Below are 13,292 nucleotides of genomic sequence, written 5' to 3'. Positions count from 1 at the left end.
GGTCGACGAGCTCAGCGTTCGTCGGCCGCGCCCAGCACCGGCTTGACGTCCAAGCCACGCCGTCGGCGCGCCTTCGTCGCCCCGCCGCGACGCTATGATCCGCGCATGGCCGCCGACTCGCCCGCCCCCGTCGTCCGCCAGCTGCGCCTCGTGGTGGAGGCCGCCGACTACGAGGCCGCTGTCGCGTTCTTCCGCGACGCGCTGGGCCTGCCGGAGCAGGAGGCGTTCAGTGGCGAGGGGGACGCACAGGTGGTGATCCTGGACGCCGGCCGCGCCACCCTGGAGATCGCCAACCCCGCGCAGAAACGCCTGATCGACGAGGTCGAGGTGGGTCGGCAGGTCGCGCCGCGCATCCGGGTGGCCTTCGAGGTGGACGACACGGTGGCGACGACCGCCCGACTGGTGGCTGCCGGAGCGAGCGAGGTCGCGCCGCCGACGCGTACGCCGTGGCAGTCGCTCAACTCCCGCCTCGACGCCCCCGCCGACCTGCACATCACCGTCTTCCAGGAACTCCGCACGCCGGACAAGGCTGTCGAGACGCGGGATGCGGAGTTCGGACGTGTCGGCGACAACTGAGTCGGGCAGCTTTCGGGCCGCCACTCTCACCCCGGCGCAAACGGCGGCTCTGGCCCACGTGCGGTCACTGGCTGTGGCTGCCGCCCTGTCCGAGGACGGGGTTCGCCGGCACCCCGACCGGGGCGACGTTGGAATCGATTGCCCAGCGGCACGGTTTCCCGCTGGAGTGGCACCCAGGCTTCGCACTGGCCGTTGACCGGGTCGACGCCGAGTTTCGGGGCCGGCGATCCCGGTGCTGGCGGCACGACTGCACCGGGAGTTCGCCCGACCGGGCGCACCGGTGGATGCGGCGCTGATCGGCCGGGGCGCGGTGTCGGTGGTGACCGAGCCGGAGCGGTGGGCGGACCGGGGCCCGGTCGGCGAGACCCTTCAACACCTCAAACAGCTCTGGCACGTTCTCGTCCGGTACGGCGAGCCGCACGGCGAACTCACCCACCGTGCTGGCCTGGACGCCTACGCAGGGTAGCGACAAACCGCTAGCTGCCTGCCTCCCATCACCTTGCCTGGGCCCTTTGCTCTGCTTACCTATGTGCACCACGTCCCGTGAGCTGCGAATGGGCACTTTCCGTCAGCCACGGAGGTCCCTCACCATGGTCACGGAACGTGGCCGGTGCATATAGGTAAGCAGAGCAAAGGCTGGCGTTCGGGCATTGGCCTCGGGGTCCGAAGACACCCTCCGGCACGGGTGTCCGGCTTGAGGTGGGCAGAGGCGCCATGTCCGATTCTGTGCCGTGAGCGGGGCCGCAACGGGCCGACCTTCGGGCATTTCCGGAATGCCCGACAGCTGAACCCGGTTGTGTCCCCCGTACCGCCGGAGCCCAAACCCCTTTCCGCGGTCATCTCCCGAGGAGTGTTCACTCCGGAGCGCTCCGCACGATCGAAAGGGCAACCATCGTGAAGGCCGACTTCACTCGATGGCTCCCCGCCATCGCTAAGGACTCGTACCGCAAGACCGCGCTGAGCGTGGCGGGTGTGGCAGCCCTCGGTGGTCTGGCGCTCGCGCCGACCGCAGCCGCCGCCCCGGTCACCTCCGGACCCCACCAGGGCGCCGTCGCCGCCATCGACCTCGCCACCGGCAAGGCCGCCACCTCGGCACACCAGGATGAGCAACCCGTCGAGTCGGGTCTGACCACCGGCTCCGCCACCGGCAAGCCGCCGGCGGGCAAGCCGAGCCGCGACCAGCTGATCCCGCACGGCATCGAGGGCGCGCAGTCGCGCATTCCGCTCGACGACGCCCAACTGGCCAACGCCCGGGCCATCGTCCACGCCGCCAAGAAGAGCGGCGTCGGTGACCGGGGCGCGGTGATCGGCGTGGCCACCTCGCTGCAGGAGTCGAAGCTGTACAACCTCGGCCACCTCGGCGCGTACAACGACCACGACTCGCAGGGCCTGTTCCAGCAGCGTCCGTCGTCTGGTTGGGGTACACCCGACCAGGTCACCGACCCGGAGTACGCCGCCACGGCGTTCTTCACCGCACTCAAGAACATTGGCGGCTGGCAGGACCTGCCGCTAACCACCGCCGCGCAGACCGTGCAGGTCTCCGCCTACCCGTACGCGTACGCACAGTGGGAGGAGCAGGCGGCGGACATCGTCCAGCAGCTCTGGTGACACCCGCACACGAAGCCGGCCGGCTCCCCTCGACGGGAGCCGGCCGGCTCAGCAGGCCGGGTAGAGGCGGCGGGTGCCGACCCCGACGGCGTACGCGTCCCGGTCGCTGAACCGGCAGCCGTAGTCGGGTTGGGCCACCACCGCCGGGTCGGTCACGGTGTCGCCGGCCGGGCGCTTGCCGGTGCGTACCCAGGACACCAGGTCGTCCCACGCGGCGCCGGCCTCCACCGGGGTGAACTCGCAGTGCTGCGTGCTCCGGATCGCCCGCTGGACCACCATCCTGCCGCGACCGTGCCGAGCCACGTCGGTGGCGTACGCCTGCTCCATGCTGAACGGCACGAACAGGTCACCGAGGCCGTGCAGGCTGAGCACCGGAGCGCTCGGACGGCCGGCGATTCGCGGCACCTCGGTCAGCGTCGGCAAGAGCCGCTGCACGACGTTCTCCGGGGCGACCCGCTGCACGGTGGCGTTGACGTTGACCGGGCTGTTCGGGGTGTAGCGGGTGAGCAGGTTGGTGGAGAGCTGGCCGGGCCGCTGCGCGGGAGAGTCCCCACCACTGGTCACCGTGATGGAGAAGAGGAAGTCCTTCCAGCTCGCGAACGCCGCGTCCGCCCCCGGGCGTGGCCCGCCGGATCGGTTCACCGTGATCGCCCGCAACTGCTTGCCCCGGTCGGTGGTGGTGTCCGGCCCGGTGGGGGTCAGCCCGGCCAGGCCGAGCGCCACCTGGATTCGAGGCACCGCGTTGGTCAGGTAGTCAGCCGGTGTGGGATAGGCCGGCACCCCGGCGAGCGTCTGCGCGACCAGGTTGTAGTCCAGGTAGAAGTCGAGCAGCGCCTGATCACCGAGCACCCCGCACATCGGCAGCGCCCCGTCGTAGTAGCCAGGGAACTGCTCCAACGAGCGCCCGATGACGTACCCGCCCATCGACACCCCGGCGACGTAGGTGTGGTGCGGCCGACGAACCGTCCGCCCGAAGTGGTCGGCGAGATCCTTCGTACCGAGCACCCCGGAGCGGATGTCGAAGCCGTTGCGGTCGTACGACGAGGACGCCCAGGCGTACCCCTGCTCCAGGAGACGCTGGCGCAGCCCGAAACCCGGCGGTTCCGGCGAGAGCACCGTGCCCTGGCCGCGGTAGCCGTGCGCCCACAACACGAGGTCGCCGTTCCACCGGGCGGGGACCTCGATGATGTACGCGGCGTGGCGGTGCACGCCCTGGCGCACCGTCGTCGGTCTGCCGCCCACGACCAGCGGGGCCAATGGCGGATTTTCGATTGTGTAGCCGGGCAGCGGCTCGCCGCCCCTCGCGTCGCGACCGGTGGCGCTGGCCGGTGGGGCACCAGCCAGCCCGAGCGCCAGGGTCAGTGTGACAGTGGCGGCGAGCAACCGGCGGGCGGCACGAACGGGTGTGGACAGCATCGATGCTCCCCATCGGACGGATGTCGCCCGGGGGCGACCAGCGGGACGGTTGCCTACCGGCCGGTAGCGCCCTGAACCTAGAACCGCCTTCGACCACTGTCAATGGCCGCGCTGATCGGCCGGTCAGGTGAGACTGTCCAGCCGATCAGGTCCGGCCGTATGTAGTACCCGGTCGAGTGAGCCGGTGGGTCGATCGGGTTGACTGGTCGCCGTGGACGAGTCGATCTGGAAGGCGGCCCGGGCGTCGCGTAGCTGGCTGGACGCGGCGAACGGCACTGGGCAGACCGAGCTGACCTGCCGCATCCTCAAGCTGACCGAGGAAGCGGGGGAGGCGTCAGCCGCCTGGATCGGTCTGCTCGGGCAGAATCCGCGCAAGGGTGTCACCCACACCCGCGAAGACGTGGCGGCGGAGTTGGCCGACGTTGCCTTCACCGCGTTGGTGGCTATCGAAAGCCTCGGGTTGGACGCGCAAACGACCCTGGACGCGTGCGCCGCGAAGGTGCGCTCCCGCCTATCAGCCTGAATCGCGCTCGCGGCGGCACCGGCCGCCCAGCCGATTCGGTCGCCAGTCAGCCGGGTGAGTTGGCGGTATATGAGCTATGCCGGTATTCGGCTATGCCGTTCCGGTCGGTGGATCCTTGGTCGACTCGGTTTCCTTGATACCGGGGTGTCCGGGAGTCGGGGATGCCGCGGTTTCCGTGAAGCCGAGTGGATCGTGTCGGGCTGGGCGCGGTTCGGGGCGGTATGCATGGGTGGTGTGGGGGTTGTGTCCGGTGGTGGGGGTTTGTGGGGTGTGACGGGCTGCACCCGTGGGCTGGAATCGTTGCTGGGGCGGGGTCGTTACACATCCTGACGATCGCAGCACCACCGCCCGAGCTGGGGTTGGGGTGCGGGCCCCGCGGGTTGGAATGCCAGCCCACCGCCGGTCGTTACAGTCCCCACGAACGACCGCCGGGCACCGCCATGATGTGGGTGCCGACGGATCGGGCCGATCCCCGGAATGACCCCGGCCCCCCGGTCGTTACATCTGGACCCGGCGCCACGAGCCCCCCGCTTGGCGGTCGCCGACCCTGGCGCCACGAGCCCTCCGCTCGCAGGCCGCCACCACCCCTAAGACTTTTTCCTTGTGTTGTTGCAGCGCCCGACGAGGTGCTCGACACCCTGCCGCTGTTCCCCCCTTGATGCGGTCGGGTGTTCTACCCCCGAAGGAGCTACCCCATGAACACGATCATCCGTAAGAGCGTTGTCGCGGATCACCCTCAACGACGAGCAGATCAACGACGCGACAACCCCGAGTACTCCACCACCGCGTTCCTCAAGGGCCTCAAGCAGGTCGACGGCTGGCAGGACATGCCGCTGACCCAGGCCGCCCAGACCGTCCAGGTGTCGGCCTACCCGGACGCCTACGCCCAGTGGGAGCAGCAGGCCGCCGACCTCGTCGGCCAGTACTGGAACAGCTGACCCCCACGACAGCATCACCACACAGCACCACCGCACCACCGCAGGACACCAACCGCTGGCCGGCACCCGCAACACGGGGTGCCGGCCAGCGGCGTACCCCGGTCAGTGGTTGTGGTTGTGGGTGCGGCGGATGTCGATCAGCGCGGCGACAAGCGCGAGCACGATGATGCTGGTGGCCAGCATGAGGGACCGTTCGAAGGCGGAGGTCCAGTTACCGCGGCTGTCGGCCAGCGTGGAGAAGAACATCGAGCCGACGGCGGCGATGCCGGCGGCGGCGCCGATGCGCTGACCGGTCTGGAGCATGCCCGCGCCGCTGCCAGCCTGCTCTACCGGCACCTGGGAGAGGGTGATCGTCTGGTTGGGGGCGATCACCAGCCCGCTGCCGATGCCGGCTACGAGGAGGGGCCCGGCGGTGACCCAGGGCGCTGGGGCGTCCGGTGCGAGGTGCAGCGCGACGACCGTCGCGGCCAGCCCGACGACCACGGTGAGCAGACCGATGGCGACAAGTGGTCGGCCGAAGCGGTTGACGATGCGGCCACCGAGCACGGCGGCGGCGGCCGAGCCCAGGGCGAAGGGGGTGATGGCCAGGCCGGCGACGAGCGCGCTGTAGCCGAGGCCCATCTGGAGAAACAGGGTGAAGATGAAGAAGATCGCGGTGAAGCCGCCGAAGTAGACAAGCGCCAGGATCGAGCCCAGGGTGTACGACTGGCGGCTGAACAGTCGAAGGTCGAACAGGGGTTGGTGGTGGCGTGCGTACCGCCGCTCCCAGAGCCCGAAGACGACCAGCACCGCCAGGCCGACCGGGATGAGCGCCCACTTCCAGGGGGTTCGCCACTGCTGCTCCTGCACCAGTGGCAGCAGGATTAGGACCACCCCGATACCGAGCAGCAGGACGCCGACGGGGTCGAGGCGATGCCAGCCGCGCTGGCCGGCGGGGCGGCCGGGCAGCAGCCGCCAGCCGAGAATCACCGCGAGGATGCCGACCGGCACGTTGACGAAGAAGACCCACCGCCAGCCGTGTTCCTCGCCGCCGATGGCGATGAGTAGCCCGCCGAGCAGCGGTCCGACGGCGGTGGAGATTCCGATGGTGGCACCGAGCAGCCCGAACGGGCGGGCCCGTTCGGGCCCGCGGAAGAGTTGTTGGATCAGCCCGATGACCTGCGGGTTGACGATGCCGGCGGCAGCGCCCTGCAGCAGTCGGGTGATGACCAGCCAGGTCGGGGAGGTGGCCAGGCCGGCGAGCGCGCTGGTGATGGTGAACAGCGCGATGCCGAAGACGAACGCGTTGCGCCGACCCCGGGCGTCGCCGAAACGGCCGGCGGGCACCAGTGCCAGGCCGAAGGTGAGGGCGTACCCCGAGAGGATCCACTGCAGGTCGCTCGACGACGCGTGCAACGCCCGGTCGATGGACGGCACCGCGACGTTGACGATGCTCACGTCGAGCAGCGTCATGAAGGCGGCGACGAGTCCCACGCCGACGGCCTGCCAGCGTCGTCGGTTCTCGGCCGCGCTCACCGGCTGCGGCGTCTGCGCCGCGCTCATCGTGCCCCCCGTCGACTGTCGGTCGCGCATCGCTGACCGCTACCCAAGTCTCCGGGGGGCGAACCGTGCCGGGTGGTTCCGCGGGTCACGCCATCTGGCGGGCGCAGAACCGGGGACCGAAGTCGAGGCCGGCCATCGGCGAGTCCTCGCGGTGCAGCAGGCCCTTCTCGGTGAGCAGGTGCAAGGGGCTGCCCACCTGCTCCTCGGTCAGGCCGGACTCTTCGGCGATCAGGTCCGGGTAGGGCACCTGCCCGCGTGCCTCAAGGGTGGTGACCGCCTGGTACACCCGTTGCTCGGCCTCCGACAGTTGCACCTGCTGCATGGTTCCTCCTTCGCTCGTCCGCCATCGCGGTGGCGGTTGCCGTGCGCTGGTTACCCCCTTGCTGACCGAAGATGCACACCCGATCGGGCGGTCGCGGCGGCCGGCGGGTCCGGTGGTCGCGCCGGGGCCGTGCCCTAGGCTGCTTCCGTGATCATTTGGGATCTCGTCGTTGTCGGCGCTGGCCCCGCCGGGCTCTCCGCGGCACATGCCGCTGCCCGTGCGGGCGTCTCCACCCTTGTTGTCGAACGAGCCGTGCATCCGCGGTACAAGACCTGCGGCGGTGGCCTGATCGGCACCTCCCTGGCTGCCGTTCAGGGTCGGATCGAGGTGCCCGCACACGACCGGGTGGACCGCGTGACGTTCACCCGCGACGGCCGCCGGGAGTTCACCCGCCGCAACGACAGCCCGGTGGTGACGATGGTGCGCCGCGAGGAGTTCGACGACCGGCTGCGCGCGGCGGCGGTCGCCGCCGGGGCGCAGATGCGGGAGCGGGTCGCGGTCCGCGCGATCGAGCAGGACCCCGAGGGGGTACGCCTGCGGCTGGCCGACGGTACGACGATCGCGGCTCGTGCCGTGATCGGGGCGGACGGCTCGTCCGGGGTGACCGCCCGGCACGTCGGGGTCCGGTACCGGCAGGTGGATCTGGGTCTGGAGCTGGAGATCGCGGTGCCGCCCGCCGAGCAGGAGCGGTGGCGGGGTCGGCTGCTGCTGGACTGGGGCGACATGCCGGGGTCGTACGCCTGGGTCTTTCCGAAGGGTGACCGGCTGACGGTCGGCGTGATCGCTGGTCGGGGCGCGGGGGAGGGGACCCGCGACTACCTGCGGCGGTTCGTCGACCGGTTGGGGCTGACCGGGTTGCCGGCGGAGCACGACTCCGGTCACCTGACCCGTTGCCGCGCGGAGGATTCGCCGTTGCGCAACGGCCGGGTGCTGGTCGTGGGGGATGCGGCAGGGCTGCTGGAGCCGTGGAGCCGGGAGGGCATCAGCTTCGCGTTACGCTCCGGCGAGTTGGCCGGCGCGGCGGTCGCGGGCGGTGATCTGGCCGGGTACGAGCGGGCGGTCGCCGAGCGGCTGCTGCCGGAGATGCGGGCGGGGTTCCGGCTGCTCGATGTGTTCACCCGGCGCCCGGACGTGTTCCACGCCCTGTTGGCGACCCGGCCCGGCTGGCGGATGTTCGTGCGGTTCTGCCAGGGGCGGTCGAGCTTCGACGAGATGCTGCGCCGCCGCCCCATCCGAGCCGCCCTCGCGGTGCTCGACTGGTTGCCGCATCGGTCGCGCCAGCCCAACGCCGCTCACCCAGGATCCTAGGACGCCTTACAGGGTGTGCGCGCGGCTACTGGTGCCGAGAGGCCCAGTCGCCGGACAATCGCAGCGGAGCAGGAGGAGGCGCTGATGACTGAGCAGCCGTTCACCGACGACGAGTACGCGTTTCTGCGCCACGCGCGGTTCGGGGAGTTGCCGCCCGCCGTCCGCCCCGACGAGCGGGTGGCCCTGACCGAGACCGATCCCGGACGCGACCGGCCGGAAGAGTCCGAGGACCCGATTCGCTGGAACGTGCAGGGCTGAGTACGCACGACGGGCCGCAGGTGTCGCCACCCACGGCCCGTCGGCGATGTGCGATCAGAAGACCGGCACGCCCTCGCGTACGAGACGCCAGTTGGGCTGGAAGAAGTCGGCCGGGTCGATCGTGCCCCGGGCCTGCGCCCAGTCGATGAGCAGCTGACGGATCTCCTGCTGCGCGTTGTAGACCTGGGTCTTCACGATGCCGGGGAAGTTGCCGCCGCCGCTGCGCCGGTAGTTGTTCACCGCCACCACGAACTGGGCGTTGTCGGCCACCGGGGTGTCGGTGCCGGCCAGCACCAGGCGGGTGATCCGCTGCCCGACCGGCTTGGAGATGTCGATGTCGTAGTCCAGGCCGGAGAAGACGTCGTAGTTGTAGTCCGGCACGGCCGGGTCACTGATCTGCTCCGGGTCGACCGGTGCCCCCGGCGCCAGGGTCCGGAAGTACTTCGCCGAGTACTCCAGGTACGCGCGCACCTCGGCGCCACTGAGCACGACCGCCTCAAGGGTGTTGTCGTATACGTACAGGCCGGCCACATCGCGGATCTTCACGTCACCGGCGGGGAAGACGGCGGTGCGGCTGAACGGCGCCGCGATCGACAGCACCGGCAGGTCCGCGTACGCGCCGCCGGCCAGGGCCGCGCCGACGACCTCGGTCTGCACGTGGTTGATGAAGTCCAGGATCGGCGTGTCCCGGTACCGCGACTGGGCCGCAGACAACTCCACCGTGGACTTCGCGACGACCTGGTTGACGTACGCCACGGTCTTCTGGTGTTGGGTCCGTACCGCGGCGAGCACCTTCGGGTCCTCGACCACCGTGTTGGTGTTCAGCATGGTGGCGGCCTTCTTGGTGATCGTCCACCGGCCACGCTCACGGGTCAGGGTGAAGTCCATCCGGGTGAGCCGCTGGCCCCACTTCGACGGCTCGGAGAGCAGCACCTGCGCGCCGGTGCGCTCGTTGGTGACGAACCGCTCGACCACCTCGTTGTGCGCGTGCCCGAAGAGGATCGCGTCGATCCCCGGCACCTGCTGGGCGATCAGCGCCACCGGATTCTCGTTCGGCAGCTCCGGGCCGTAGCTGGAGGTGCCGCTGTCACCGCCGTGCGCGGAGATCAACACGAGGTCCGCGCCGCGGGCTCGCATGATCGGCACCCACTTCGCCGCCGTCGCGATCATGTCGTCGAAGCGCAGCTTGCCCTCGACGTTGCCCTTGTCCCAGATGGCCACCCCGGGGTTGGTCAGGCCCAGGATGCCGACCCGCAGGGTCGGCGCGGCGAAACCGAGGGAGACCTTCTTGATGACGTACGGCAGGAAGGCCGGCTTGCCGGTCTTGGCGTTGACGGCGTTCGCGGCGAGCGCCGGGAACCCGAGCTGCCGGATCCACAGGTCCAGCAACGGCAGACCGTAGTTGAACTCGTGGTTGCCCAGCGTCACGGCGTCGTAGTCGATGACGTTCATCGCCCGTGCCATCGGGTGCTTCGCCCCGGTGGCGGTGATCGGCTCCTGCTTGGCGTAGTACGTGGCCAGCGGCGTGCCCTGGATCGTGTCGCCGGCGTCGAGCACCAGCGTGGCCTTGCCGCGCCGCTCCCGACGGATCTGGTTGATCAGGGTCGCCAGCTTCGCGACGCCGATGTCGTTCTGCTTGCTGTCGTCGTACTCGGCGTCGCGGTAGTAATCCCAGTTGTAGACGTTGCCGTGCGTGTCCGACGTGCCCAGGAGGGTGAGGTCCCAGGTGCGCGGCGGGGCCGCGCCGGCCGCCTGCGCGGGCGCGGCGGCGACCAGCGGGGCGGTCGCCGCAGCCGCTGCGGCGGCGAGCACCTGACGGCGCGACGGGCCGGAGGGAGAGGTCATGACGTGCCTTTCCATGGGGGTGGACGCGCCTCGTGAGCGCCTTGCGCACCATAACCACCGATCGACGCCGCCGCCACGCCAGCCCCGATCGTTGCAGCGGTTTCCGCTGGCCGGCGCGGGGTAGGGCGGTCAGGGACGATTTGTCGCGGGACAGCCCCCGCTTCCCGCGCGGCGCGAGGAGAGATCGGTGAGCGAGGACCAGCACACCCAGCAGGACCCCACCAGCCAGTACGGCCAGCAGTCCGGTCAGCCCGCACAGCAGCAGTCAGCGCCCGGCTCGACCGGGGAGATGAGCCCGAGGCCGGACCACGGGGAGGAGTCGTACCGGGGCAGCGGCAAGCTCGACGGCAAGCGGGCGCTGATCACCGGCGGCGACTCGGGGATCGGCCGGGCGGTCGCGATCGCCTTCGCCCGGGAGGGCGCGGACGTCGTCATCTCGTACCTCAGCGAGGAGGAGGACGCCGACGCCCGGGAGACCATCCAGCTCATCGAGGCCGCCGGACGGCGGGGCGTCGCGGTGCGCGGCGACATCACCGACGAGGCGCACTGCCAGGAGCTTGTCGATCGGACCGTACGGGACCTGGGCGGCATCGACATCCTGGTCAACAACGCGGCGTACCAGATGTCGCAGGACAAGGGCATCCTCGGGATCAGCACCGAGCAGCTCGACCGGGTGTTCAAGACCAACGTGTACGCGATGTTCTGGCTCTGCAAGGCTGCCGTACCCCATCTGGCAGAGGGCTCGACGATCATCAACACGTCGTCGATCCAGGCGTTCGACCCGTCGCCGCAGCTGTTGGATTACGCCACCACCAAGGCGGGGATCGCCAACTTCACCAAGGCCCTCGCCGCCGACCTGGCCGAGCAGGGCATCCGGGTCAACGCCGTCGCGCCGGGCCCGGTGTGGACGCCGCTGATCCCGGCCACCATGCCGGCGGAGAAGGTGAAGCAGTTCGGCACCGACACCCCGCAGGGGCGCCCGGGTCAGCCCGCGGAGTTGGCTCCCGCGTACGTCTTCTTCGCCTCGCAGGAGTCCAGCTACGTCACGGGCGAGATCCTGGGGGTCACGGGCGGTCGACCGACCAAGTGATCCGCCTGTTCGTCCGGGCGGCCGGATCGTGCGGCCTGGTCGTGCGGTTTGTGCGTGCGGCCGGGTCGTGCGGGCTTTCCGGTCAGCGCGGCCAGGCGGCGAAGCGGCGCCGGACCTCGGCGACGTCGGCGGCGCCCAGGCCGTAACGGCCGAAGCGCTGGTCGGAGAGCCGGTCCAGGTAACGGCCGGCAGCGCGCACGTCGTCCGGATCCAGCGCGGGGTCGACCTGCCGTGCCAGCACCAACAGCTCGGTCACGTCGTAGTGGTCGAGGGCCGCCGCCACGTCGATGAAGTCGCGAACCTCCCGCCGGTTGACCAATGCCGCGATCTTGTTGGCCACCAGGTCGCGGACGTCCATCACCGGGCCGAGGTCCATCACCACCGGGCTCTGCTGGCGGTCCAACCGGGCCAGGCTGAGCCGGATCTGCCGCCCGTCGCGGCTCACCACGAAGTCCTTCATGTCCTGCTCGTACCCGTCGAACAGCTCGGCCAGCTCACTGTCCGGGTCGGCGTCGCTGACGACGAATCCGGCCCGCTCCAGGGCCACCCGCACCCCGGCGGACGCCGCCGCCGCGGCGCCCTCCACGTCCGCGAAGAGGTCGACGTCCTCCGTCGGTCGGGCGACCAGCCCGTGCGCCGCCCATGCGACCCCGCCACCCAGAACGAATCGGTACGGCCCGGCGGCGGCCAGCGCTACCCGGGCCACCTCCCGGTAGAACTCGTGCAGATGCGGCTTGATCACGCGGCGCGCAGGCCGCGGTGCCGGCTCTCCCACGCCTGGCGTACGCCCCGAGGCAGGTTGAGCAGTCGCCACACCCGACGCAGTGTCCGCCCGTTGATCAGAGCGCGCAGATCCTCAGAGCGGGTGGTCTCGCGCAGCACGTTCTCGTACATCCAAAGCAACTGGTCGGGGTCGCCGAGGTCGAACGTGCGCTCGGCGTTCCACATCAGTCGTACCGGCAGCTCCACCACACCTCGGGTGGGGCCGGCCAGCTCGGCGAGCGTCCGCGCCACCACAGCAGGGCGACCCGGACGGGCCAGGAAAGCCACGCCGGTCGCGGTGGGGGAGACGGCCTGCATGGTGTCAGGGTAACTCCCACCGGAGCCGGTGTCGCTGAGGATGACCCCAGCGCCCTTCGCCCGGTTGCCGGACCTGCGCACACTCGCGGACCAGAGCCTCCACGCCGACCAGGCTGCCGTCGCGCAGCAACCCGACCCGCAGTACGCCTCGACCCGCTACGCCCTTCATCCCGGGCGCAACATTTGTCCGGATTGCGCCCGCTCCTGTGGTCCGGCCATTGTGGCCAACCCGGGTTTGTGGGAGTTGCGGTGTCCGGGAGTCTGGGATGCCGCGGTTTGCGTGAACCTGAGTGGTTCGTGTCGGGGTGGGGGCGGTCCGGGGTCGCGCGTGTGGGCGGCGTGGGGAGTTTTGTCCGGTGGTGGGGTTTGTGGGCTGTGACCGGTCGCACCCGTGGGGCGGAATCGTGGCTGGGGCGGGGTCGTTACACATCCTGACGATCGCAGCACCACCGCCCGACCACCCGCCCCTCATCGGGGGTGGGGATGCGGGCCCCGCGGGTTGGAATGCCGACCGCGGCCCGGTCGTTACATCTGGACCCGGTGCCACGAGCCCTCCGCTTGGCGGTCGCCGACCCTGGCGCCACGAGCCCCCCGCTCGCAGGCCGCCACCCCTAAGACTTTTTCTTGTGTTGTTGCAGCGCCCGACGAGGTGCTCGACACCCTGCCGCTGTCCCCCTCTTCGCGGTCGGGTGTTCTACCCCCGAAGGAGCTACCCCATGAACACGATCATTCGTAAGAGCGTTCTGTCCGTTGCTGGTCTCGCGTTCGCCGGTGGCGTCTTCGCCG

The 13,292-nt window shown here is 70.4% G+C and carries 13 protein-coding genes and 1 pseudogene; 8 read left to right on the top strand and 6 right to left on the bottom strand.

Annotated elements, in window-relative coordinates:
* Nucleotides 1-105: 105 nt before the first annotated feature.
* The 3 genes and pseudogenes from IF46_RS0130740 to IF46_RS0130730 all read left to right on the top strand — a co-directional run bounded on the left by IF46_RS0130740 (nucleotide 106) and on the right by IF46_RS0130730 (nucleotide 2,184).
* Entirely contained in the window at nucleotides 106-576 is a 471-nt protein-coding gene (locus IF46_RS0130740; RefSeq protein ID WP_030491909.1) for a VOC family protein, read from the top strand.
* Between the two features lie 128 nt (nucleotides 577-704).
* A pseudogene (locus tag IF46_RS34125) lies at nucleotides 705-1,042 on the top strand (DUF3626 domain-containing protein).
* 428 nt (nucleotides 1,043-1,470) lie between these two features.
* A complete protein-coding gene (locus tag IF46_RS0130730; RefSeq protein ID WP_030491907.1) occupies nucleotides 1,471-2,184 on the top strand; it encodes a hypothetical protein in 714 nt (237 codons plus the stop codon).
* 48 nt (nucleotides 2,185-2,232) lie between these two features.
* Here the strand turns inward: IF46_RS0130730 and IF46_RS0130725 are convergent, their stop codons facing one another.
* Nucleotides 2,233-3,600 (bottom strand): hypothetical protein, encoded by a 1,368-nt coding sequence (locus IF46_RS0130725; RefSeq protein WP_030491906.1) that lies wholly within the window; start codon nucleotides 3,598-3,600, stop codon nucleotides 2,233-2,235.
* Nucleotides 3,601-3,811: 211 nt separating this feature from the next.
* On the opposite strand from IF46_RS0130725, the gene IF46_RS0130720 reads away from it, so the two are divergent.
* Both IF46_RS0130720 and IF46_RS0130715 read left to right on the top strand, forming a co-directional pair.
* Complete coding sequence (locus IF46_RS0130720) at nucleotides 3,812-4,123, top strand: MazG-like family protein (RefSeq protein WP_030491905.1); 312 nt, start codon at nucleotides 3,812-3,814, stop codon at nucleotides 4,121-4,123.
* A 695-nt stretch (nucleotides 4,124-4,818) separates the two neighbouring features.
* A complete protein-coding gene (locus IF46_RS0130715; RefSeq protein ID WP_030491904.1) occupies nucleotides 4,819-5,061 on the top strand; it encodes a hypothetical protein in 243 nt (80 codons plus the stop codon).
* A gap of 102 nt (nucleotides 5,062-5,163) precedes the next feature.
* Here IF46_RS0130715 and IF46_RS0130710 read toward each other — a convergent pair whose 3' ends face one another.
* Both IF46_RS0130710 and IF46_RS0130705 read right to left on the bottom strand, forming a co-directional pair.
* Nucleotides 5,164-6,603, bottom strand: a complete 1,440-nt coding sequence (locus IF46_RS0130710; protein ID WP_030491903.1) for an MFS transporter — start codon at nucleotides 6,601-6,603, stop codon at nucleotides 5,164-5,166.
* 85 nt (nucleotides 6,604-6,688) lie between these two features.
* Nucleotides 6,689-6,925, bottom strand: a complete 237-nt coding sequence (locus IF46_RS0130705) for a hypothetical protein (RefSeq protein ID WP_030491902.1) — start codon at nucleotides 6,923-6,925, stop codon at nucleotides 6,689-6,691.
* Between the two features lie 147 nt (nucleotides 6,926-7,072).
* On the opposite strand from IF46_RS0130705, the gene IF46_RS0130700 reads away from it, so the two are divergent.
* Nucleotides 7,073-8,233, top strand: a complete 1,161-nt coding sequence (locus tag IF46_RS0130700) for a geranylgeranyl reductase family protein (protein ID WP_030491901.1) — start codon at nucleotides 7,073-7,075, stop codon at nucleotides 8,231-8,233.
* 84 nt (nucleotides 8,234-8,317) lie between these two features.
* Nucleotides 8,318-8,491, top strand: coding sequence for a hypothetical protein (locus IF46_RS34950; protein WP_167362358.1), 174 nt, complete (start codon nucleotides 8,318-8,320; stop codon nucleotides 8,489-8,491).
* Between the two features lie 54 nt (nucleotides 8,492-8,545).
* On the opposite strand, the gene IF46_RS0130690 is transcribed toward IF46_RS34950, so the two are convergent.
* Nucleotides 8,546-10,336 carry a bifunctional metallophosphatase/5'-nucleotidase gene (locus IF46_RS0130690; protein WP_030491900.1) on the bottom strand — a complete coding sequence of 597 codons (1,791 nt, stop codon included), beginning with the start codon at nucleotides 10,334-10,336 and terminating at the stop codon, nucleotides 8,546-8,548.
* Nucleotides 10,337-10,523: 187 nt separating this feature from the next.
* Between IF46_RS0130690 and IF46_RS0130685 the strand changes: the two genes are divergently transcribed.
* A complete protein-coding gene (locus tag IF46_RS0130685; protein WP_030491899.1) occupies nucleotides 10,524-11,426 on the top strand; it encodes an SDR family oxidoreductase in 903 nt (300 codons plus the stop codon).
* Nucleotides 11,427-11,508: 82 nt separating this feature from the next.
* Here IF46_RS0130685 and IF46_RS0130680 read toward each other — a convergent pair whose 3' ends face one another.
* Entirely contained in the window at nucleotides 11,509-12,168 is a 660-nt protein-coding gene (locus IF46_RS0130680) for a nucleotidyl transferase AbiEii/AbiGii toxin family protein (RefSeq protein ID WP_030491898.1), read from the bottom strand.
* The gene (locus tag IF46_RS0130675) at nucleotides 12,165-12,506 is read right to left on the bottom strand and encodes a hypothetical protein (protein WP_030491897.1); all 342 of its coding nucleotides are present in this window, start codon (nucleotides 12,504-12,506) and stop codon (nucleotides 12,165-12,167) included. Before IF46_RS0130675 ends, IF46_RS0130680 begins: the two co-directional genes overlap by 4 nt.
* Nucleotides 12,507-13,292: the final 786 nt, after the last annotated feature.

The sequence above is a fragment of the Micromonospora chokoriensis genome (assembly GCF_000718555.1).
Classification (GTDB): domain Bacteria; phylum Actinomycetota; class Actinomycetes; order Mycobacteriales; family Micromonosporaceae; genus Micromonospora; species Micromonospora chokoriensis_B.
Note: the sequence above shows the minus strand (reverse complement) of the source record. Positions and strands in the feature narration are given on the sequence as shown.